The sequence below is a fragment of the Bradyrhizobium sp. 215_C5_N1_1 genome (genome assembly GCF_052075935.1).
GTDB lineage: Bacteria > Pseudomonadota > Alphaproteobacteria > Rhizobiales > Xanthobacteraceae > Bradyrhizobium > Bradyrhizobium barranii.
Genome location: NZ_CP197228.1, coordinates 8,433,791 through 8,455,651, shown reverse-complemented (window position 1 = coordinate 8,455,651; position 21,861 = coordinate 8,433,791). Strand labels below are relative to the sequence as shown.

Below are 21,861 nucleotides of genomic sequence, written 5' to 3'. Positions count from 1 at the left end.
TAGCAGATTCTGGCTGCCACAAGTGAGGTGTCGTCGCCCGGTCAAGCCGGGCGACGACAGTGTGCCTCAAAACTCACTCCCCCGCCTGGAGCTTCCTCGGGAACAGCTCCGCGGCACCGGTTGCCACCAGATGCGGCCCCTCCGGCGCATCGGTCTTGCTGAAATCGAGCTCCTCGATTCTCCCTGCGCGCTTCTCGATCTTGTCGGCGGAGATCAGCACCTGCCGCACGTCCTCGTTCGCGTCGGCAAAATGCTTCTGGAGCTTCAGCACGCGGTCGCGCAGGCGGCCCAAATCGTCGCCGAGCTTGATCACCTCGGTGCGGATCTGGTCGGCGGCGTCGCGCATGCGCGCGTCTTTCATGATCTGCTGCATCACCTGGATCGCGAGCATCAGCAGCGAAGGCGACACCAGCACGACGCGGGCGCGATAGGCCTTCTGGATCACGTCGTCGAAACCGTCATGGATCTCGGCATAGACCGATTCCGACGGCACGAACATCAGTGCCATCTCCTGGGTCTCGCCGGCGACGAGATATTTGTCGGCGATGTCGCTGACATGCTTCATCACGTCGCCGCGCAGCCGCTGCGTGGCGATGCGCTTCTCCTCGTCGGTGCGCGCATCGTGCAGCGCGGTCATCGCCTCCAGCGGAAATTTTGCGTCGATGCAGAGCGGCCGCTGGTCGGGCAGGAACACCACGCAGTCCGGCCGCTTTCCCGTCGAGAGCGTGAACTGGAACTCGTAGGCGCCCTTCGGCAAGCCGTCCTGGACGATCGCCTCCATCCGCGCCTGGCCGAAGGCGCCGCGCGACTGCTTGTTGGCGAGCACGTCGCGCAAGGTCGTCACCTGCGTGGTGAGGTCGGTCAGGTTCTTGTGCGCGTTGTCGATGATGCCGAGCCGCTCGTGCAGGGCGCGCAGGCTCTCCATGGTGTTGCGCGTCGAGTGTTCCATCGACTGGCCGACCCGATGGGTCACCGAATCCAGCCGCTCGTTGACCGCGCGCGCCATGTCGGCCTGGCGGCCGGCCAGCGCCTGGGTCATGGCGTCGGCTCGGCCGGCAGCCTCGCTCTGGGCGTGCAGCACCTGGCTGAGGCGCTCCTCGAGCTCGTCCGCGCGGATGGCATTGGCCATGGCGAGTTCCGCGCCGCGCCGCCCGGATCGCGCGATCACGACCGCGATCACCACCAGCAGGATGACGACGAGGGCGCCGAAGCCGATCAGCGCATCGATGGTGCGGACCGGCCAGTCGCCAGCCAGGAAAATGATCTCGTTCATGGCGGCCCTTGTAGCCGATTCGACACTCTCCGCGAACGAATAGCGAACGCTTATGGTTAATAGCCCCCTAATTTTTATGGTTAACGAAACCTGAAGTTTTATGGTTAGCGGAGGGTTAACGGAGTTCCTCGCCGCATTGACCGCATCCGGCATGCGGCTTAAATCGCGGCCATGGCCCTCAGAGAAATCATCATCCTGCCCGACAAGCAGCTGCGTCTGGTCTCCAAGCCGATCGAGAAGGTCACGACGGAGATCCGCAAGCTTGCCGACGACATGTTCGAGACCATGTACGACGCGCCCGGCATCGGGCTCGCGGCGATCCAGATCGCGCAGCCCTTGCGGCTGATCACCATGGACCTCGCCAAGCCTGACCCGGACGGCGAGACAAAGCCGGAGCCGCGTGTCTTCATCAACCCTGAAATTATCGCCTCCTCCGAGGATCTGTCGGTCTACGAGGAAGGCTGCCTCTCGATCCCCGAATATTACGAGGAGGTCGAAAGGCCTGCGAAGGTGCGCGTGCGCTTCACCGATCTCGACGGCAAGGTGCACGAGGAGGACGCCGAAGGCCTCTACGCCACCTGCATTCAGCACGAGATCGACCATCTCAACGGCGTGCTGTTCGTCGACTATCTCTCAAAGCTCAAGCGCGACCGCGTGATCAAGAAGTTCGAGAAAGCCGCCAAGCGCGCGGAGTAAGTCATTTGTAAGCGCTGGTGCTGCCGCGAACTCCCGTGCGCTCCCTCCCCCCTTGCGGGGGAGGGCGGGGGAGAGGGGTAGCCCAGCAAAAGGCGCCCGTCGTTTGCGAATGCCAACAATAGGGCGCCCGCGCTAACGCCGAGAGAGCGCGTCGTGTGGCACCCCTCTCCCTAGCCCTCCCCCGCAAGGGGGGAGGGAACATACCGAGTCCTTGTCATGCCCCTCCGCCTCATCTTCATGGGCACGCCCGATTTCTCCGTGCCGACGCTGCTCGAGCTGGTCTCGCATGGCCACGAGATCGCGGCGGTCTATACGCGCGCGCCCAAGCCCGGCGGACGGCGCGGCCTGCAATTGCAGCCGACCCCGGTCGAGGAAGCCGCGCGAAAGCTCGGCGTTCCCGTGCTGACGCCGAAGTCGCTGAAGACGCCCGAAGCGCTCGACGAGTTTCGCGCCTTCGACGCCGATGCCGCCGTCGTCGTCGCCTACGGCATGATCCTGCCGCAGGCGGTCCTCGATGCGCCGAAACTCGGCTGTTACAATCTGCACGCTTCGCTGCTGCCGCGCTGGCGCGGCGCCGCGCCGATCAACCGCGCGATCATGGAAGGCGATGCCGAGAGCGGCGTCATGGTGATGAAGATGGATGTCGGTCTCGACACCGGTGACGTCGCCATGGCCGAGCGCATGGCGATTCCCGACAACATGACCGCGGTCGATCTGCATGACCGCCTCTCCCGGCTCGGTGCCGATCTGATGGTGCGCGCGATGGCCGCGCTCGCCCGCGGCGGGCTCCAGCTCAAGAAGCAGAGCGCGGATGGCGTCACCTACGCCGCCAAGATCGACAAGGCCGAAGCGCGGATCGAATGGACCAAGCCGGCGCACGCCGTGCTGCGCCACATCCACGGCCTGTCGCCGTTTCCCGGCGCCTGGGCCGAGCTTGAGAATGCGCGCGTAAAAATCCTGCGCTGCGAGTTGGCGAAGGGCTCCGGTGCACCCGGCGAGGTGCTCGACGACCAGCTCACGATTGCCTGCGGCGAGGGCGCGATCCGCATCCTCGAGCTCCAGCGCGAGGGCAAGGCGCGGATGCAGGCCACGGACTTTTTGCGCGGCGTGCCGGTGAAGCCGGGAGCCAAATTCACGTAGCGCTGTCATACCCCGCGAAGGCGGGGTATCCAGTACGCCGAGGCTTCTCGGCTGAACAGAGATGTCTCGGAGTACTGGATCGCCCGGTCAAGCCGGGCGATGACACCACCCGGATTGAGATGCCCCGCTACAAGCTCACCATCGAATATGACGGCGCGCCGTTCTTCGGCTGGCAGGTGCAGGACACGCTGCCTTCCGTGCAGGGCGCGTTAGAGGCGGCGGTGAAGGCGATGACCGGCGCGGATCTGCGCGTGCACGGTGCGGGCCGCACCGATGCCGGCGTGCATGCGCGCGGCCAGGTCGCGCATGTCGACATCGACAAGCAGTTTCCGCCGGGCCGTTTTCGCGATGGTCTCAACGCGCATCTGCGCCCGCATCCAATTGCGGTGCTGGAGGCCGAGATCGTCCCTGACACCTTCGAGGCGCGGTTCTCGGCCGTGAAGCGGCACTACCGCTACCGCGTCGTCAACACCCGCGCCAATCTCGCGCTTGATATCGGTCACGCCTGGCGCGTGCCGCGCCGGCTCGATGCCGATGCGATGCATGCGGCGGCACAACGTCTGCTCGGCAAACACGACTTCACGACGTTTCGCGACACCGAGTGCCAGGCCAAGTCGCCGGAGAAAACGCTCGACCAGCTCGACGTGCACCGCGACGGCCGCGAGATCACGATTCTTACGTCGGCGCGCTCCTTCCTGCACAGCCAGGTGCGCTCGATGGTGGGATCGCTGGTCTGGGTCGGCGAGGGCCGCTGGACCGCGGACAATCTCTCAGCGGCGCTCGCAGCCCGCAACCGCGCGGCCTGCGGCATCGTCGCACCGCCTGACGGGCTGTATCTGATGAAGGTGGATTATTAGCGCCCGCTGCCGCCACAGACGTCATGGCCGGGCTTGTCCCGGCCATGACGTGCGCCAACATGCAACCATGCATGGTGGATGGGTCTACATCCTGGCGAGCGCGCCAAACGGCATTTTGTATGTCGGTGTGACGAGCGACATTATTCGCCGCATCTATGAGCATCGAAACGGACTCGTTCCCGGCTTCACCAAGAAGTACGGCGTCAAGCTGCTGGTCTATTTCGAGCGCTATGAGGATATCCAAACCGCTATCCAGCGCGAGCACAACATCAAGCATTGGTCGCGGACGTGGAAGGTCAGGTTGATCCTCAGGGATAATCCCGAATGGAAGGATCTGTACGAGACGATTGTTCAATGAGACGGGCCCGGGCTCTCGCCACATCGTCATGGCCGGGCTTGTCCCGGCCATCCACGATCTTCTTTTCGGCTCGCGAAGAACGTGGATGCCCGGGACAAGCCCGGGCATGACGGCGGAATATTTGGCGAAGGTCGCGGTTTGCTACCCAAAATACCGCGTCAAAATCCCCCGATACACCTTCGTCAATCTCTCCAAATCCACAACCGGCACGCGCTCGTCGACCTGGTGCATGGTCTGGCCGACCAGGCCGAACTCGATCACCGGGCAGTAGCTCGAGATGAAGCGCGCATCCGAGGTGCCGCCTGAGGTCGACAGTTCCGGCTTGCGCCCCGTCACCTCTTCGATCGCGGAGACCGCGAGGTCGGTGAACGGGCCGGGCTTGGTCACGAACACGTTCGAGTTCGAGGGCTCCCAGACGATGCGAGCCTTGATGCGGTTGCCGCAGGCTTTCGTCAGGCGCGCCTCGACCAGCTCGCGCAAGGATGCCTGGGTGTGGTTGTCGTTGTAGCGGATGTTGAATTTTGCGCGCGCCTCGCCGGGGATGACGTTGTTGGCCTTGTTGCCGACGTCCACCGAGGTGAATTCGAGATTGGAGGCCTGGAACTGCGCGCTGCCATGGTCGAGCGGCTCGTCACTGATCGCCACGATCAACCGTGAGATATCAGGCACCGGATTGGATGCACGGTGCGGATAGGCGACATGGCCCTGCACGCCGTCGACATAGAGCGTGCCGGACTGCGAGCCGCGGCGGCCGACCTTGATGGTGTCGCCGAGCGTCTCGACATTGGAGGGCTCGCCGAGCACGCAATGGTCGAATTTTTCGCCGCGCTCCGCGGCCCATTTCAACAGCTTGATGGTGCCGTTGACCGAGACGTCTTCCTCGTCGCCCGTGATCAGGAACGAGATCGAGCCCTTTCCATCGGCGCGCGGCGCGCCGCCATTGGCGGCGAGATGCTCGAGCACGGCTGCCACCGAGCAGGCGATGCCGCCCTTCATGTCGACCGCGCCGCGGCCGTGCAAAAAGCCGTCCTTCACCTCGCCCGAGAATGCGCCGACGCTCCAGGCGTTCTCGTCGCCGGGTGGCACCACGTCGGTGTGGCCGGCGAAGGTGATGTGCTGGCCCTCAGTGCCGATCCGCGCATAGAGATTGTCGACGTCGGCTGTGCCTGCTTCGCTGAAGGTCACGCGGTGGCAAGTGAAGCCGGCAGCGTTGAGGGCTTTCTCAAGCACGCCCAGCGCACCGGCATCGGCCGGGGTTACCGAGGGGCAGCGGATGAGATCGCGGGCAATCGAGAGAGCATCGGTCATGCGCCCCGCTTAACATGCATGCCGCCGGGTGGGCTAGCGCTGGGCGGCACCAATTCGAGCTCGCTTTGCTGGTCCCAGCTTTTTGCAGGGGACGGGCCGTCCTCGGTCTTGGCCAATGGATCAGGACCGAACCGGTTGTCGCCGACGCTGCCTGATACGATGAACATCTCGACAAATCCCCACAGCCACAGGATGGATGCGCCCAGCCAGAACGGAAGCATCCAGGTGGAGTTCGGCAGCAGGTCCGAGAACTGGTTGTACAGGCCGGGCAGGAAGAAGAACGGAACGAGCCACCAGCCACTCCTGTCGCGATCATGCAGCCGCTTGATCGCAGTCGCGAGATAGATCCAAAGGAACAGCGACAAGCCGAACGCCTTCAGGATCAGGTTGGTGCGATCAACGGGCGCCAGCGAGCGATAGGCCCGGGGATCGACCAGCTTGAAGAGGTCGTCGAGGCCGAAGTCGAAATCGAGTTTCAGGGATAGCTTCAACGCCCCCTCGGCGTTGATGAGGTGGATCACCTGAGCAATGATTCCCAGCAAGGCTGCCAGCACCGCGACGATCAGCAGCGCCTGCCACAGCAAGGCGCGATTGATGCGGCCGTCGAAGCGAAAAAGATACCAGGTCCAGTCCATGGCGAAGGTTCCGGGCAGCGGAGGCCGTCCGGTGATTGGTCGCGATGGGGAGAAGGAGGGTTCGATAGGAAAGCCGCCGCGGGCTCGCTTCACCTCGCCCCGCTTGCGGGGAGAGGTCGGATCGCTCTTGCGATCCGGGTGAGGGGGTACCGGTCTCTCGAATATCTCGCGTGTGGAGAGAGGCCCCTCACCCCAACCCTCTCCCCGTAAGAACGGGGAGAGGGAGAGGAGAGAGTCTTAATCCCGCAGCAGCTCGTTGATGCTGGTCTTGGAGCGCGTGCGCTCGTCGACGCGCTTGACGATCACGGCGCAGGCCGTGCTCGGGCCGATCTGGCCGTTCTTCATGGGCTTGCCGGGCAGCGCGCCGGGCACGACCACCGAATATTCCGGCACCTCGCCGATGAAGATCTCGCCGGTCTCGCGGTCGACGATCTTGGTCGAGGCGCCCAAAAACACGCCCATCGCCAGCACGGCACCCTTGCGCACGATCACGCCTTCGGCGACCTCGGAGCGCGCGCCGATGAAGCAGTCGTCCTCGATGATCACGGGCTCGGCCTGCAGCGGCTCGAGCACGCCGCCGATGCCGGCGCCGCCGGAGATGTGCACGCGCTTGCCGATCTGCGCGCAGGAGCCGACGGTCGCCCAGGTGTCGACCATGGTGCTCTCATCGACATAAGCGCCGAGGTTGACGAAGGACGGCATCAGTACGACGTTCTTGGCGATGAAGGCCGAGCGGCGCACCACAGAACCCGGCACCGCGCGAAAACCGGCATCGCGAAAACGGTTCTCGCCCCAGCCCTCGAACTTCGAGGGCACCTTGTCCCACCAGGTCGCCTTGCCGGAGCCGCCGGGAATGACGCCCATGTCGTTGAGGCGGAAGGACAGCAGCACGGCCTTCTTCAGCCATTGATTGACCTTCCACTTGCCATCGGCCCCGCGCTCGGCGACGCGGGCCTCGCCCTTGTCCAGGATCTCCAGCGCCTGGTCCACGGCCTCGCGCACCTCGCCCTTGGTCGAGGTCGAGATGCCGTCACGCGCGTCGAAGGCGCTGTTGATGGTGGATTCGAGGGCGGACAGGGACATCGGGATTTCCTCTGGGAAATGGGAATTTTGACGGATTGGGGCGCTTTTTCGGGATTTGGCGGGGAGGAGTCAAGGCATACTCCGCCGTCGTCCCGGGGCGCGCGAAGCGCGAGCCCGGGACCCATAGCCACGGGCAGTCATTTGGCGAGGATTCGGAGTTATCGATCTCGCGCCACAACCACTCCCTGTGGTTATGGGTCCCGGGCTTGCTTCGCGCCCCGGGACGACGGCGGCTATTTGGGCAACAGTCCCGCCAAAAAACCCGCCAGATCATCCGTGACGTGGTCGACATGGGGCGCGTCCCGGCCCTCCAGTTCCCAGTCCTCCCGCACCACTTCCTTGGTGCCGTCAGGCACCACCAGGACGGTGGTCATGCCGAGCGCGTGCGGGACGGTGAGGTTGCGGGCGAGGTCCTCGAACATCGCGGCTTTGGTCGGATCGACCGCATGGTCGGCGAGGAATTTTTGATAGGTCTGCGGCGACGGCTTCGGCTCGAATCCGGCGGCGATGATGTCGAACACGCCGTCGAAATGCGTTGCCAGGCCGAGCCGCGCCAGCACGGCATCGACATGGTCGACCGAGCCGTTGGTCAGGATCAGCTTGCGCCCCGACAGTTTCGCGATGGCTTCGCCGAGCGCCGGGTTCGGCTCCAGCGGCGAGTGGTCGATCTTGTGGACGTAGGCGAGGTAGTCGTCGGCGTGCACGCCGTGCAGGGTCATCATGCCGCGCATGGTGGTGCCGAAGCGCTGATAATAATCCTTCTGGATCCTGCGCGCTTCCTCCGGGCCGACGTTCAGCCAGTTGCAGACGAACTCCCCGATCCGCGCGTCGACCTGCTGCCACAGATTGACGTGATGCGGGTAGAGCGTGTTGTCGAGGTCGAACACCCAGGTGTCGACATGGGCAAAGGTGCGGGGTGGATTCATCACTGGTCTCTCAATCACGGCATCGCAAAGCGCAGCGTCTTGCCGCCGCTCGACATGTCCACCACGCCAAAACCCGTCGCCGCGAATCCGCGCGCGCCGCAATCGGCCTGCTCGTTGGTCTCGAACTTGGTCTCGCGCGTGCAGAGCTGCCTGTCGCCGCCCCAGTTCAGCGGCTTGTCCTTCAGCTTGATGACGCGGTTGTCGGCGTCGATGGCTTCCGCGAAGCTGAAGATCTGCTTCGGCTGCCCGGTCACATCGGGGTGCAGGCACGTCTTGGGATCGATGCGGTACCAGCCGCGGCTCGTCACGGACTTGCCGTCGTCGGTGGCGACCGCCGCCATCACCTTGTGCGGCGTGTCGTTGCACCAGGTCAGGCCGGTTGCAGAAGGCGTCTGCACCGCATCGACCATGGTCTTGAAGAAGTTCGGCGACGACATGATGTCCGCCGCCAGTCCGCGGCTCTTCAGGAAGGCGGCCAGTGCTGCTTGCGTCTTCGGCCCGTCGACGCCGTCGATCGGCGCTGCGTCGTAGCCCGCGATCACCAGCAGCCGCTGGATGCCGGCGAGGCGCGCCTGCTCGTCGTCATATTCGGAATCCTCGGCGAGATAGGCCGTGAAATTGCCGTCCGCGGCTTGCGTCGGCGTGATCTGGGTGAACGCGGCCTGGGTCTGGCCGCTGCGGCATTGCCGCGCAGCCGCGATGACGAAATTGTCCTGCGCCACGCACAGCATGTCGCTGCCGTTCTGCGGGATCGGCGAGGCGCCGTAGACGCCGAGCGCGCGGGCGTTGAGCAGGATGCGGTCGGCGGAGAGCGTGCCCTGCACCACGACGCGGCAGGTGGCGGGATCGATCCTGAACCAGCCGCGCGTCGCGGTCGCGGCCTTGTCGTCGATGCCGATCGCGGCCTCGACGACATAGGACATGCGGTTGCAGATTTTCAGGTCGGCCAGGGCGGGCGCGGCGGAGAAGACAAACGAAACGGCTGCGGCCGGAAGGGACATCAGGATACGTGTGAGGGTTGAGCGACGATGTCGCCGAGCCCTCAACTCGTCATGCCCGGCCTTGTGCCGGGCATCCACGTTCTTGGCGCGAGATGAGAGGTCGTGGATGGCCGGGACAAGCCCGGCCATGACGGCTTGCTTTGGCCCGCTCATCATCACTTATGGATCAGCGTTCCCGTGCCCGTGTTGGTGAAGAGCTCGAGCAGCACCGCGTGCTGCATCTTGCCGTCGATGATGACGACGCCCTCCACGCCCTGTTCGAGCGCGTAGATGCAGGTCTCGACCTTCGGAATCATGCCGCCGGAAATGGTGCCGTCGGCGATCAGTTTTCGCGCATCCTTCACCGAAAGCTGCGGGATCAGCTTCTTCGACTTGTCGAGCACGCCAGGCACGTCGGTGAGCAGCAGCAGGCGCTTCGCCTTCAGCGCGCCGGCGACCGCGCCGGCAAAGGTGTCGGCGTTGACGTTGAGCGTCTGGCCGTCCTTGGAGGTCGCGAGCGGCGCCAGCACCGGGATCAGCTCGTAGCCGATCAGCTGGTTGAGCAGCGTGAGGTCGACCTTCTCGGGGTCGCCGACGAAGCCGAGATCGATCGCCTTCTCGATGTTCGAACCCGGATCGACGATGGTGCGCGTCGTCTTCGACGCCTTCACCATGTTGGCGTCCTTGCCCGACAGGCCCACGGCCTTGCCGCCGGCTTCGTTGATGTAGCCGACGATCTGCTTGTTGACGGAGCCGGCCAGCACCATCTCGACGATCTCGATGGTCGCGGCATCGGTGATGCGCAGGCCTGCCGCGAACTCCGACTGGATGCCGAGGCGCTTGAGCATGGTCGCGATCTGCGGCCCGCCGCCATGCACCACCACCGGGTTGATCGCGGTCTGCTCGAGCAGCACGATGTCGCGGGCAAAGTTCTTCGCGGTCTCCTCGTCGCCCATGGCATGGCCGCCATATTTGATGACGATGGTTTCCTCGTCATACTGCTGCATGTGCGGCAGCGCTTCGGACAGGATGCGGGCCTGGTCGAGCGGGGAGATGTCGGTCATGAGGCGGATCTCGCTGGCGGGACTGTCGGTGCGCGTTCTATCCGATTGGCGGGCGCGGCGCAAAGTGGGTGTTGCCTCTTACCCTCCCCCTCCAGGGGAGGGTAAGACGGAGCATCACTTCCGCGCCGCCACGGCTGCGAGCGTCACCGCCAGCCAGCTCAAGATCATCACCGTTCCGCCGGTCGGCGCCGCGAATGGAAACAGCGAGTGCCCCGCATATTGCCGCAAGGTGAGATCGCCCGCGAACAGCGCGGCGCCGATCACGAAGCCGAACGCCGCGATGAGGCCAATTCCGCCGTGCAGAAGGCCGCGCGCGAGCAGGGCGACGCCTGCGAGTATGGCAGTTGCGTGAAACAGCAGCATGGCGCTGGCGGAGGCGAGCCGGCTGGCGTCGGCGCCGTGGGCGGAGGCGGCGGCCAGCGCGACGCCGGCGGCGCCCATCAAACCGGCAAGCCCTAGCAACAGGCGGAATGCAGGCGTCACGAGGTTCGCTCTTCCAGCAGCTTCGCCATCGCGGCGCGCAGTTCGGCCATGCCGGTCGAGCTCCGCGACGAGGTCGCGAGCACGTTCGGAAACGCCGCCGGATGTTTTGCCAGCGCGGCCTCGGTCTCGGCGATGCGGGACTGAAGCTCGGACGCCTTCACCTGGTCGGCCTTGGTCAGCACGACCTGGTAGCTCACCGCGGAACGGTCGAGCGTCCCCAGGATTTCGAGGTCGACGTCCTTGAGGCCATGCCGCGCGTCGATCAGCACGTAGACGCGTGCGAGCGAGGCGCGCCCCAGCAGGAATTTGTGGATCAGCTCGGTCCAGGACGCGACTTGCGCCTTCGGCGCCTTGGCGTAGCCATAGCCGGGCATGTCGACGAGGCGCAGGTCCTTCTTGCCGGGGACCTCGAAGAAGATCAGTTCCTGGGTGCGGCCTGGCGTATGCGAGGTGCGCGCAAGCGCGTTGCGGCCGGTCAGCGCGTTGATCAGGCTGGACTTGCCGACATTGGAGCGGCCGGCAAAGGCGATCTCCAGCCCGTCCATCGGCGGCAGCGTCGCAATCGAGGGCGAGGCCCAGATGAACTGCCAGTCGCGGGTGAACAGCTTTCGCCCGGTCTCGATCAGCTTCGCATCTTTGTCGTCGGTCATGCGAAGATCTCACCTCTCGTCATGGCCGGGCTTGTCCCGGCCATCCACGTCTGTCCACACGGTACCCTCCAAAACGTGGATGCCCGGGACAAGCCCGGGCATGACGATGTGGAGGCATTTGCGCCCAACAATGACGGCGCTACGTCGCCTTCTTCGCGAACGTCGCCTTGAGATTGTCGAACAGCTCCACCTTCACGCCGTTGCGGCGCATGATGAAGCTCTGCTGGAGCACCGAGAGCGTGTTGTTCCAGGCCCAGTAGATCACGAGACCCGCCGGGAAGCCCGCCAGCATGAAGGTGAAGATCAGCGGCATCCAGTTGAAGATCAGCTGCTGGGTCGGATCCGGCGGCGTCGGGTTCAGCTTCATCTGGAACCACATCGTGATGCCCATGATGATCGGCCAGATGCCGAGCGCGAGGTAGTGGCCGAACACCGGAATCGTCGTCGGATCGAACGGGATCAGGCCGAACAGGGTGAAGAGGTTGGTCGGATCGGGCGCGGAGAGGTCCTTGATCCAGCCAAAGAACGGCGCGTGCCGCATCTCGATGGTGACGAACAGCACCTTGTAGAGCGAGAAGAACACCGGGATCTGGATCACCACGGGAAGACAGCCGGCGACCGGATTGATCTTCTCCTTGCGGTAGATCTCCATCATCTCCTGCTGCTGCTTCACCTTGTCGTCGGGAAAGCGCTCCTTCAGCGCCTGAAGCTGCGGCTGGACCGACTTCATCTTCGCCATCGAGGCGTAGGACTTGTTGGCCAGCGGGAAGAACAGCAGCTTGACGATCACGGTGACGAGCAGGATCGAGATGCCGAAATTGCCGAAGAAACGGTAGAAGAAGTCGAGGCCGAGGAACATCGGCTTGGTGATGAAGTAGAACCAGCCCCAGTCGATCAGCAGATCGAAATGGTTGAGGCCGAGCTCCTTGTTGTAGCCGCCGAGGCCGGCGAACGGGAACACGCCGACGACGCCGGCTTCCTTGGCGCCGGCGAACAGCCGCGCGTTCGCGGTCGCGGTGCCGCCGATCGCGACGGTGACGGGGTCGAGCAGATAATCAGTCTGGTAGGTGTGGACGTTGCCGACCGGGTTCGACGAGAAACGCGCCTGAAGCTGGGCACTGGTGTCCGGCAGCAGCGCCGAAGCCCAGTACTTGTCGGTGATGCCGAGCCAGCCATTGGTGGCCTTGAAGTTCACCGCCTTGGCTTCGTCGATCTTCTTGTAGGCGTATTCCTGCAAGCCATCGAGATAGCCGATCAGGCCTTCATGCAGGATGTAATAGCCGGAGACCTGCGGCGTGCCGTGGCGCGAGATCAGCGCGAACGGGTAGAGCGTAACAGGCGCGTTGCCGACATTGCTCACCTCGTCCTTGAGCGTGAAGAGATAATGGTCGTCGACCGCGATGGTGCGGCGGAAGGTGAGGCCCTCGCCATTGTCCCACTTCAGCACCACCGGCGTCGTCGGCGTCAGGCTGCCGTTGCCGTCCTGCTGCCAGAGGGTCTGGGCGTCCGGCAGCTTGGCCGTCACGCCCGTCGCCGGCACCCAGCCGAACTCGGCGTAATAGGGTTCTGCGGTGCCCGAGGGCGAATAGAGGATGATCGGCGGCGACTTCGGGTCGACCGTTTCGCGGTATTGCACCAGCGCGATGTCGTCGATGCGGCCGCCCTTCAGCGAGATGCTGCCGGCAAGCCGCGGCGTGTCGATCTTCACGCGCGGGCTGGCTGCAATCGCGCTTTCGCGGGAAACGACCGGCTGGGCCTGGTTCGCGGCCGGTGTTGCCGGCTGGGCCGCGCTGCCGGGCTGCGGCGCGGCGCCCGGCGTTGCGGAGGCCGTCGGCTGCGGCGTGTTCTTCTGGAGCTCGGCCTGCGCCTGCTGCTGGGCGCGCTGCTTCTCCATCGCCGGCACGTTGTAGAAATATTGCCAGGCGATCAGGACGAGGCCCGACAGAATGACGGCGAGGATGGTATTGCGATTGTCGGTCATCACTATTGTCTCGTCATCAATCCGGTTTGCGGCTGGTCGCAGGAGCGGGGCCGGGCCTTGAGCCGTCGGTTCTTGGGCCGCGTCCCTTGTGCGTATGCCGCGCAGGCTTCGTGAACGCTATGCGCAGATCGTCGAGCATGGTGGCGAAGTCGCGCGAGAGCGCGTCCCTTCGGCCGACCAGTACATAGTCATGATGGGGCTGCATCGACACCGGATCGAGCCGCTTCGCCAATTCGCGAAGCCGGCGCCGGATGCGATTGCGCTGGGGGGCGTTGCCGTTCTTTTTGGTAACGGTGAAGCCGATCCGGATCGGGCCGCTGTCGTCGCGGCGGCGGCTTTGCAGGACGAACGCGGGACTATTCGCCCGCGCGCCATTGGCAACGGCGAGGAAATCCGCTCGCTGCCTCAGCCGATCCATGATGAAATCCCAAAAATGGGGGTCCGGCTCAGGCGCTCAGACGCTTGCGGCCGCGGGCGCGGCGGGCGGCGAGAACCTTGCGGCCGCCGGCAGTGGCGAGACGGGCACGGAAGCCGTGACGGCGCTTGCGCACCAGTTTGCTGGGTTGATAAGTCCGCTTCACGGGTTTTTCTCCGCTGACCGGGCAATTTGCCTGTAGAATTGATGATAAAGTCCGGAAGATGCGGCCCAAAACGGGCCCTTTTCGGCCCCAAGAGAGCCGCTCCCGGCGTGCGCACCGGGTCATCGCGGACAATTTGCGCGGCTTATATGCGAGCGTCTTCTTTTCGTCAACGTCGCAAGAGCGCGCTGTTCCGGTGAATATCACTGTTTGTGCGGGGTTTTTAACCCTTGAGGTGGCGACTCGCGATATCAGAGCTTACATCCCACCTTGAGAGATTAGCGATCCGTAATTTGACCGGCCCCCGGCCGGGTCGCATCCTTCATCAGCCAGGCTCTATTACAAAGCCAACAGGGGCGAACTTCGTGGCAGCGACAGACCTCCAGCCGGTCCATGATACGGATCAGCCGGGCCAGCCGGCGATGCGGCCGCGTGGGCCCAGCGGGCTCGGGCTATCCGGCAAGCTGCTGCTGCTCACCGTCCCCCTGGTGATGATCGCCGCCGTCCTGCTCTACGTGCCCGCCATCGCCAACTTCTGGGTCAACCGGCTCAATGACCGCGTCGCGGCGGCCAACACCGCCGCGCTGGTGCTCGACGCCGCCCCGCTCGGCATGGTCCCCGAGTCGCTGTCGCGCGAGATCCTGAAAAGCATCAATGCCCGTGCCGTCGCCATCAAGATGGGGCAGCAGCGACGGCTGCTCGCCAGCGACAACCTTCCCACGGCCATCGAGCATGACATCGACCTGCGCGACATGACGGTGTGGGAGGCGATCACCGGCTCGTTCCGGATGATGCTGGAGACCGGCAACCAGGCCATCCGCATCGTCGGACCCGGCGTCGGCAACGCCCAGTTCATCGAGATCGTGACCGATGAGCTGCCGCTGCGGCAGCAGATGTATCGCTTCTCCCGCAACGTCGTGGTGGTCGCGCTGATCATCGCGGTGCTGACCGCGGGCCTCGTCTATCTCGTGCTGCATTATCTCTTCGTGCGCCCGATGCGGCGGCTGACCGCGAGCCTGGTCGGCTTCCACGAAAACCCCGAAAGCTCGGCGCGGATCATCGTGCCGAGCCAGCGCAGCGATGAAATAGGCGTCGCCGAGCGCGAATTGTCGGACATGCAGCGCGACCTGATGTCGATGCTGCATCAGAAGAGCCGGCTTGCCGCCCTCGGCCTCGCCGTCTCCAAGATCAACCACGATCTGCGCAATCTGCTCGCGTCGGCCCAGCTTCTGTCCGACCAGCTCGCCAGCGTGCCGGATCCGCGGGTGCAGCGTTTTGCGCCGAAGCTGGTGCGCTCGCTCGAGCGCGCCATCGCCTTCTGCCAGTCGACGCTGTCCTACGGCCGCGCCCAGGAAGCGGCGCCCGACCGCCGCATGATCATGATCGAGCCTGTGGTGCTGGAGGTGCGCGAAACCGCGGGCCTCGCCAGCGACGCCTCGATCGCCTGGGTGGCCGCGATCGAGCGCGGGCTCGCGGTCGATGCCGATCCCGACCAGCTCTTCCGCGTGCTGCTCAACCTCGTCCGCAACGCCGCCCAGGCGCTGGAAAGCCATTCGTCGGGCGACGGCGGCGCCCAGCAGATCCGGATCACGGGAAAGCGCGAAGGTGCCGTCGCCATCCTGGAGGTCTCCGACACCGGCCCCGGCGTCCCCCAGAAGACCCGGGACCATCTGTTCGAGGCGTTCCAGACCTCCGGCCGCCCCGGCGGCAGCGGGCTTGGCTTGGCGATCGCCGCCGAACTGGTCCGCGCCCATGGCGGCGAGATCCATCTGGTCGAGGGCACCATCGGCGCCACCTTCCGGATCGTCATCCCCGATCGCCCCGTGGAACTCCTCTCCATCCGCAACGAGCGGCAGAGGGCGTAGTCGGCCAGAGGCCGAGCCGGGAAATCGTCACCTCCCTGTAAAATCTCCCCTTCCCGGACCTTGCCAATCGAGGCAAGAGCGGTTAGTCAGAGCGCTCTTTCGCACCCCTCCGGCGCTGTCTGGAGGCTGCCTGCGGGCTCAGCCCGCACTGTTTGCGAAAAACGCGCCCGTAGCTCAGCTGGATAGAGCATCAGACTACGAATCTGAGGGTCGGACGTTCGAATCGTTCCGGGCGCGCCATTCGGCTTTGATTTCCTTGCGTTTTTTTGCGTCGCTCAGGCGCGTTACCGAGTGTTACCGTAAGCGTTACCGTAGGCTTGCAGACGTCTCTTTCAGCGCGGCTGCGATGTCGATTAGTGCAGCTCGAGCCACTGCCCTGACTTGGAAGAGCCGATGGCCGGAGTAGCGCTCGGTTAGATCGCTGATTTCCGTCCCTCGCACCGTACCATTCCCAGCCGGGCCAAAAATGAGCACATCACTGCGGCCGGTTTGATCGATCCACCTGACGATTGCATAGCGAGCAAGCTTCTCAGCTCCCTTTCCTACTGGCTCGAGGAGCTGAAGGGCATTTTCGGCCGGACGTCTGGAGCCAAACGATTGTTGCCAGGCTGCGCTGCGCCCGATGTCGTGTGGCGGTGGAAGATCGAAGATGAGCTCTTCGATCCGCATTGCCAGGAAGTCTTCAAGTGTATCCGTCGCCCGTCTGCGCGGGCTGATAGGCTTGAGCCCTGAAAAACGCTTCAGCACCTCAAGCGAGTCCTTTGCGAAGGTGCTGCCGACCGACGCGATCAGCAGGCGCGATGCGTCCAGCGCAGTCATGCTCGCAGCGGCCCGTCCGTAGCCTTTAAATGAGATCTCGCCGGCCGCTCTGATCGTTTTCAAGTGGAGCTGGGCGCTTTCGCGCGGAATCCCGATCGCATCGCCCACGACGTCGGCTAGTTCTCGCGATGATACCAATGCTGATCTCCGAATCGCCAATTCGTTAACTATAGCTTCTGTGGACCTATTGTTCCATTGAATATTCAGTGGCATATTTGGTCCACTGGAGGTGTTATGGTGAAGCGGCTGGACTATCGCGCGATAGGTGGAAAGGGACTCATCATCCCGACGCCGCTCTACGTCGATGACAATCTGTTGGCTGAGTGTCATTCGGCCTGCAATATTGACCCCCTAAGCCGGGGGATCGGCGTCCAAAATTGACCCCCTATAGGTTGGTCTGTTGCGCTGCCTGCTTTGGAATGAAGCAGGTGGTCGAGGATGCTGATCGTGGAGACGATTGCGCGGATTCGGCGCGAGCACTTCATCAAGGGCAAGACGATCAAGGAGATTGCCCGTGACCTGAAGGTGTCGCGGAACACGGTCCGGAAGGTGCTGAGGTCAGGAGAGACCTCCTTCGAGTACGAGCGGCAAGTGCAGCCGCGGCCAAAGCTGGGACGATGGGCAGTAGAGCTCGACGGACTGCTGGCGGCGAACGCGGCCAAACCGGCTCGTGAACAGCTGACGTTAATCCGGATCTTCGAAGAGCTGCGCAGCCGTGGCTATGACGGCGGCTACGATGCGGTGCGGCGTTACGCCAGGCGGTGGAGCAAGGAACGCGGGCAATCGACCGCGGCTGCTTATGTCCCGCTAAGCTTTGCCCCAGGCGAAGCCTACCAGTTCGACTGGAGCCACGAGGTGGTCTTGCTGAGCGGCACCACGGTGATGGTGAAGGCCGCCCATGTCCGGCTCTGTCACAGCCGCATGCTGTTCGTGCGGGCCTATCCGCGGGAGACGCAGGAGATGGTGTTCGACGCCCACGACCGGGCGTTCGCCCTGTTCAAAGGCACCTGCACCCGCGGCATCTACGACAACATGAAGACCGCCGTAGAGACGATCTTCGTCGGTAAAGGGCGTCTCTACAATCGCCGCTTCCTGCAGATGTGCAGCCACTATCTGGTCGATCCGGTCGCCTGCACGCCAGCGTCGGGCTGGGAGAAGGGGCAGGTCGAGAACCAGGTCGGGCTGGTCAGGGAACGCTTCTTCACGCCGCGGCTGCGGTTCAAAAACCTCGACGAGTTAAACGCCTGGCTGCTCGACAAATGCATCGCCTACGCCAAGGTTCATCGCCATCCGGAGCTGGTCGATCAGACGATCTGGGAAGTGTTCGAAGCCGAACGCCCCAAACTCGTTCCCTATGCCGGCCGCTTCGACGGCTTCCATGCGGTGACGGCATCGGTCTCGAAGACCTGCCTGGTGCGCTTCGACAACAACAAGTACTCGGTCGCAGCCAGCGCAGTCGGACGACCGGTCGAGGTTCAAGCCTATGCCGATCGCATCGTGATCCGTCAGGATGGACGCATCGTTGCCGAGCACCCGCGATCCTTTGGCCGCGGCGATACCGTCTACGACCCCTGGCATTATGTGCCGGTGCTCGCCCGCAAACCCGGCGCCTTGCGCAACGGTGCTCCCTTCAAAGACTGGGTGCTGCCAGCCGCGATCGAGCGGATCCGGCGCAAGCTTGCCAGCACCGACGACGGCAATCGGCAGATGGTCGACATCCTCAACGCGGTGCTGACTGACGGTCTGCCCGCGGTGGAAGCGGCCTGTGCCGAAGCGCTCAGTCACAGCGTCCATTCGGCCGATGTCGTTCTCAATATCCTGGCCCGTCAACGTGAACCCGCCCCACCGGCCAACATCATGACGCCGGCCGCACTGACGCTCCGTCATGCACCGATCGCCGATTGTGCCCGCTACGACAACCTCCGGAGGACCATCTGATGGAACGAACCCAAATCTTCGACCTCATGGGCGAACTCAAGCTCTACGGCATGAAGGCTGCCTTCGACGAGATCATGGCAACTGCCGTCAAGCGCCAGCACGAACCTCAGCGCATTGTCGGCGACCTGCTCAACGCCGAGATCAACGAGAAGCAAGCCAGGTCGATCAAATACCAGCTCACCATTGCCAAGCTTCCGCTTGCCAAGGACATCGCCGACTTCCAGTTCGACGGCACGCCGATCAATCAGACTCTCGTCAATGATCTTGCTGGCGGCGGCTTCATCGCCCAACAACGCAACGTCGTGCTGGTTGGCGGCACCGGCACAGGCAAAACCCACCTGGCCATTGCCATCGCCAGAAGCTGCATCCGATCCGGTGCCCGCGGCCGCTTCTTCAACGTAGTCGACCTCGTCAATCGCCTCGAGACCGAGACCCGCAACGGACGGCAAGGACGGCTCGCCGAGCATCTGACCCGGATGGACTTCATTGTGCTGGATGAACTCGGCTATTTGCCCTTCGCCCAGTCCGGTGGCCAGCTTCTCTTCCACCTCGTCAGCCGGCTCTATGAGCGCGCCTCCGTCATCGTGACCACCAATCTCGCCTTCGGCGAATGGCCGAGCGTGTTCGGCGACGCCAAAATGACCACCGCGCTGCTCGATCGGTTGACCCATCACTGTGACATCGTCGAGACCGGCAATGACAGCTGGCGCTTCAAAAGCCGCGACGACGATCACGCCACCCGCGCTCGTCTCGTCTCCGCTATCCCGGCCAGCTCCAACGAGCCGAGCGCTACCGTCAAACCGCGGCGCACGAAGGGGTCAAAATTGGACGCCGATGAGGGGTCAAATTTACAGGCCGATTGACAGCGATCAGGGCAAAGATGGCGGCGGCGAGCGTGCAAAAGGCTCTTATGGTCATTGCCCGTCTCCGACGGCACACGAGGACGTGGCTCGCCCCCGCAGCCAAAATGGGGAGCCGGCGCGGCGGCCGCTCCCTTTAAGCAGGGAAGTAGCTTAACAGAGCCATTCTCGATGTGTCGCACAATCGCCGACGCCGCGAGTCGGGATCACTTCCGCCTTTGGTACAAATGCGAAGTGCCGCGATGTCCGCGGTTGCTGTGAGCAGCACTTCGTCCCCGCATACAATCCGCGGACGGTGTTACTGCGCCAGAAACCTATATGTGACAATCAGAGCCACCATGCTCGCGAAAATCAGCAGTGCCGGAAGGGGTTTTCGGATCATTGGCTTCGTCGAATGCACTGCAGCCGATAGACCGGGCTGATTAGGCCGTCTCTGGAGCCGCACGACTTTGCCCTCTGTCATTGGTGTGCGAGCCTTTGGTTCCGGGGGCGCGCCCACGCCTCCCATCTCGCTGTAATAAGCGCTGTAGACCTCGCGAACGGCCAGGGCGGTGGACTCGGCCTTACTCATCGTCTCGAGTCGGGTTCGATAGTTAGTCAGAAAGCTCTGTGCGTTTGACGGAAGGTCATCGAAACCACCGAGCTTGGCCATCATGAGCCAAGTTGCAAAATCCGCCTCGGCCTTCGTGCGAGCTTTCTTGGCGATACTGGTGTTGGAGCTAGAGGATATGATGGTCCGATTGGTCCGTCCGCCCAAACTCGCCGGCGTTCATGGCGATCGTTGGACCGTTGGCAGTCCGGGTTTGGCTCATCCCTTCAGTTGGCGCAGTGCAGCAGTATGTCTGAAGTTGGGGATAGATCGGACGCAGCTGGCCAACTGCAAGAATGTCGAGATTGACCCAACTGAGACATTGGCGCGAGCTTCTGTCTCGCGTTTTGCGTTTAGGACCACGGTGGCTCTTCGCCCGCCCCGGCTGCCTCGTGGTTGATCGTGACACCCGCCGAACGCAACCCGGTCAGCAATACAGTTCTTACAGAGGCAGGATCAAATCCAATATCCTTGGCGTTTGGTGGATGTGCCTCGGTGTCCTTCAATCGGAGCGCCAAGTGCAATTGCTCGCAAAGGTGCTGAACGACGAGATTGACTTGATCGTCAGTCATCATTGGCTACTCCTGCTACCTTTTTATCCAACTAGGTAGCACACATGAAAATTGGGCGGTACGCGATTGGACTGCCCCAAGATTCAACCCCACGCTCATGGGCGGGCGCCCGCCCAATCGTCCGTCTATCGTGGCACACCGGAAGTTACTAGCGGCGACCAGAACGACGCTTCTGCCCCCTTTCGGACAATTGAGTCCGATCAGCGCAATGCGGATGAGCTCGACTAATGTCGTTCGGCTTCGGCTTCTTGTTCCAACTGCAAGATGCGCTCGCGTAGCGCGTCGAACGTCTCTTCGGCTGCCTCGCTGAACAGCGGATCCTCAGGATTGGTCATAACCGAAGCGATCTCCGTCCAATCTTGAGGCTCGAGAGCCTTTAGGGCAGCAGGAAAGAAATCGCGATCTTCCATCATGATGTGGCGCCGCTCGTGCTCTATGAAATCACGAACGATGGCATGCACATCTTGCCGAAGGAGTTCGCGATCCGCGAGAACACTCTCGACCGCATCAGCGACGCGGCGCAAACATTCGGCCCCTGTTTGGTGTTCGCGAGCGAGATCACCGACCTTTGCAGCCGCACCGGGATCGCGAATTTTTAGCTTAGCGAAGACCAGATCTTCCTGAGGGTGGTGGTAAACCTCCGGGTAAAGTTCGAAGTAGCTAATAACCGCGTCAATAACCTTATAGTCGGGGCGGTCGCCCCGGTCGAAAACCTGAAGTTCCCGCTCAAGGATGGCGAGCAGTTTCTCAATATTGCGGTGCTCTTGGCTTAAGCGCTCAATGATCATTGCTGCGATCCACAAGGTGACCGATTGAGAGGCTTTGAAAGCTTAGCCCCAAGTCGCCTCAGCTCTTTGCGCTAAATCAAGTTCCGGACGCAATGATGCGCCATCCGCCTGTTCTATGTCGCCTATTTTGCCACTGGCGGGTCATGAACGGGAGGTCTGGTTTTGGCCCGTCAGCGAAGTGGCTAGCCTTCGCTTTGAGGTCAGCTTAATGGGTCGGAGCGGACTAGATTTGCTCACGCTGAGCTTTTCGGATTTTGACCCGAATGTATGGTCCGGCCGTGCGTAGCAAGAGGTTCATCGATCAGGTGGTGAGTGGTCTTGCATCAATGTATCCGGCCTTTGATTGGAGCATTTGCTCCGGGCCATCATGGATATCAGCGCGCGTGCGTTCTCATTAGCGGACAGGCCTCGATTGGGC

The 21,861-nt window shown here is 63.3% G+C and carries 22 protein-coding genes, 1 tRNA gene and 1 pseudogene; 8 read left to right on the top strand and 16 right to left on the bottom strand.

The annotated features are described in order from the left end of the window. Positions 1 to 73: 73 nt before the first annotated feature. Entirely contained in the window at positions 74 to 1,273 is a 1,200-nt protein-coding gene (locus AB7G19_RS40825; protein ID WP_085398512.1) for a DNA recombination protein RmuC, read from the bottom strand. A gap of 171 nt (positions 1,274 to 1,444) precedes the next feature. Here AB7G19_RS40825 and def point away from each other — a divergent pair, with 171 nt between their 5' ends. The 4 genes from def to AB7G19_RS40805 all read left to right on the top strand — a co-directional run bounded on the left by def (position 1,445) and on the right by AB7G19_RS40805 (position 4,324). Continuing rightward, complete coding sequence (def, locus tag AB7G19_RS40820) at positions 1,445 to 1,969, top strand: peptide deformylase (RefSeq protein ID WP_063979819.1); 525 nt, start codon at positions 1,445 to 1,447, stop codon at positions 1,967 to 1,969. A gap of 216 nt (positions 1,970 to 2,185) precedes the next feature. Next, a complete protein-coding gene (fmt, locus tag AB7G19_RS40815; RefSeq protein ID WP_441268800.1) occupies positions 2,186 to 3,109 on the top strand; it encodes a methionyl-tRNA formyltransferase in 924 nt (307 codons plus the stop codon). Between the two features lie 119 nt (positions 3,110 to 3,228). Then, on the top strand, positions 3,229 to 3,966 hold the full coding sequence (gene truA / locus AB7G19_RS40810; RefSeq protein ID WP_085399970.1) for a tRNA pseudouridine(38-40) synthase TruA: 738 nt from the start codon (positions 3,229 to 3,231) through the stop codon (positions 3,964 to 3,966). A 49-nt stretch (positions 3,967 to 4,015) separates the two neighbouring features. Beyond that, complete coding sequence (locus AB7G19_RS40805; RefSeq protein ID WP_439037607.1) at positions 4,016 to 4,324, top strand: GIY-YIG nuclease family protein; 309 nt, start codon at positions 4,016 to 4,018, stop codon at positions 4,322 to 4,324. Positions 4,325 to 4,465: 141 nt separating this feature from the next. On the opposite strand, the gene dapE is transcribed toward AB7G19_RS40805, so the two are convergent. The 11 genes from dapE to rpmH form a co-directional block, all read right to left on the bottom strand. Beyond that, positions 4,466 to 5,632: a succinyl-diaminopimelate desuccinylase gene (gene dapE / locus AB7G19_RS40800; protein ID WP_085399972.1), complete on the bottom strand. Its 1,167-nt coding sequence runs from the start codon at positions 5,630 to 5,632 to the stop codon at positions 4,466 to 4,468. Further along, a complete protein-coding gene (locus tag AB7G19_RS40795; protein ID WP_085399974.1) occupies positions 5,629 to 6,267 on the bottom strand; it encodes a DUF805 domain-containing protein in 639 nt (212 codons plus the stop codon). The genes dapE and AB7G19_RS40795 overlap by 4 nt, the downstream gene beginning before the upstream one ends. Positions 6,268 to 6,504: 237 nt before the next feature. Next, positions 6,505 to 7,350 carry a 2,3,4,5-tetrahydropyridine-2,6-dicarboxylate N-succinyltransferase gene (dapD, locus tag AB7G19_RS40790; protein ID WP_063979813.1) on the bottom strand — a complete coding sequence of 282 codons (846 nt, stop codon included), beginning with the start codon at positions 7,348 to 7,350 and terminating at the stop codon, positions 6,505 to 6,507. Between the two features lie 233 nt (positions 7,351 to 7,583). Further along, positions 7,584 to 8,276 carry a pyrimidine 5'-nucleotidase gene (locus AB7G19_RS40785; protein WP_085399976.1) on the bottom strand — a complete coding sequence of 231 codons (693 nt, stop codon included), beginning with the start codon at positions 8,274 to 8,276 and terminating at the stop codon, positions 7,584 to 7,586. A 14-nt stretch (positions 8,277 to 8,290) separates the two neighbouring features. After that, positions 8,291 to 9,277: a DUF1036 domain-containing protein gene (locus tag AB7G19_RS40780; RefSeq protein ID WP_085399977.1), complete on the bottom strand. Its 987-nt coding sequence runs from the start codon at positions 9,275 to 9,277 to the stop codon at positions 8,291 to 8,293. Positions 9,278 to 9,432: 155 nt separating this feature from the next. Next, entirely contained in the window at positions 9,433 to 10,320 is an 888-nt protein-coding gene (argB, locus tag AB7G19_RS40775; RefSeq protein WP_063979811.1) for an acetylglutamate kinase, read from the bottom strand. A gap of 114 nt (positions 10,321 to 10,434) precedes the next feature. Further along, positions 10,435 to 10,803: a DUF423 domain-containing protein gene (locus tag AB7G19_RS40770; protein WP_094183983.1), complete on the bottom strand. Its 369-nt coding sequence runs from the start codon at positions 10,801 to 10,803 to the stop codon at positions 10,435 to 10,437. Next, positions 10,800 to 11,453, bottom strand: a complete 654-nt coding sequence (gene yihA, locus AB7G19_RS40765; protein WP_085399980.1) for a ribosome biogenesis GTP-binding protein YihA/YsxC — start codon at positions 11,451 to 11,453, stop codon at positions 10,800 to 10,802. Before yihA ends, AB7G19_RS40770 begins: the two co-directional genes overlap by 4 nt. Positions 11,454 to 11,592: 139 nt before the next feature. After that, a complete protein-coding gene (gene yidC / locus AB7G19_RS40760; RefSeq protein ID WP_085399982.1) occupies positions 11,593 to 13,434 on the bottom strand; it encodes a membrane protein insertase YidC in 1,842 nt (613 codons plus the stop codon). Between the two features lie 16 nt (positions 13,435 to 13,450). After that, on the bottom strand, positions 13,451 to 13,852 hold the full coding sequence (rnpA, locus tag AB7G19_RS40755) for a ribonuclease P protein component (RefSeq protein ID WP_085399984.1): 402 nt from the start codon (positions 13,850 to 13,852) through the stop codon (positions 13,451 to 13,453). A gap of 28 nt (positions 13,853 to 13,880) precedes the next feature. Then, on the bottom strand, positions 13,881 to 14,015 hold the full coding sequence (gene rpmH, locus AB7G19_RS40750; RefSeq protein WP_008542748.1) for a 50S ribosomal protein L34: 135 nt from the start codon (positions 14,013 to 14,015) through the stop codon (positions 13,881 to 13,883). 362 nt (positions 14,016 to 14,377) lie between these two features. Here rpmH and AB7G19_RS40745 point away from each other — a divergent pair, with 362 nt between their 5' ends. After that, entirely contained in the window at positions 14,378 to 15,877 is a 1,500-nt protein-coding gene (locus AB7G19_RS40745) for an ATP-binding protein (RefSeq protein WP_094183985.1), read from the top strand. A 163-nt stretch (positions 15,878 to 16,040) separates the two neighbouring features. Continuing rightward, positions 16,041 to 16,117, top strand: a tRNA-Arg gene (locus tag AB7G19_RS40740). Between the two features lie 66 nt (positions 16,118 to 16,183). On the opposite strand, the gene AB7G19_RS40735 is transcribed toward AB7G19_RS40740, so the two are convergent. After that, complete coding sequence (locus AB7G19_RS40735) at positions 16,184 to 17,026, bottom strand: hypothetical protein (protein WP_439037614.1); 843 nt, start codon at positions 17,024 to 17,026, stop codon at positions 16,184 to 16,186. Positions 17,027 to 17,134: 108 nt separating this feature from the next. On the opposite strand from AB7G19_RS40735, the pseudogene istA reads away from it, so the two are divergent. Then, positions 17,135 to 18,625, top strand: a pseudogene (gene istA, locus AB7G19_RS40730) (IS21 family transposase); the annotation flags it as partial. A gap of 8 nt (positions 18,626 to 18,633) precedes the next feature. Beyond that, positions 18,634 to 19,497 carry an IS21-like element helper ATPase IstB gene (istB, locus tag AB7G19_RS40725; RefSeq protein ID WP_039183785.1) on the top strand — a complete coding sequence of 288 codons (864 nt, stop codon included), beginning with the start codon at positions 18,634 to 18,636 and terminating at the stop codon, positions 19,495 to 19,497. 295 nt (positions 19,498 to 19,792) lie between these two features. Here the strand turns inward: istB and AB7G19_RS40720 are convergent, their stop codons facing one another. The 3 genes from AB7G19_RS40720 to AB7G19_RS40710 form a co-directional block, all read right to left on the bottom strand. After that, positions 19,793 to 20,224: a hypothetical protein gene (locus AB7G19_RS40720; RefSeq protein WP_439037753.1), complete on the bottom strand. Its 432-nt coding sequence runs from the start codon at positions 20,222 to 20,224 to the stop codon at positions 19,793 to 19,795. Positions 20,225 to 20,436: 212 nt separating this feature from the next. Then, a complete protein-coding gene (locus AB7G19_RS40715; RefSeq protein ID WP_439037615.1) occupies positions 20,437 to 20,658 on the bottom strand; it encodes a hypothetical protein in 222 nt (73 codons plus the stop codon). 221 nt (positions 20,659 to 20,879) lie between these two features. Continuing rightward, positions 20,880 to 21,443, bottom strand: a complete 564-nt coding sequence (locus tag AB7G19_RS40710) for a hemerythrin domain-containing protein (protein ID WP_439037616.1) — start codon at positions 21,441 to 21,443, stop codon at positions 20,880 to 20,882. Positions 21,444 to 21,861: the final 418 nt, after the last annotated feature.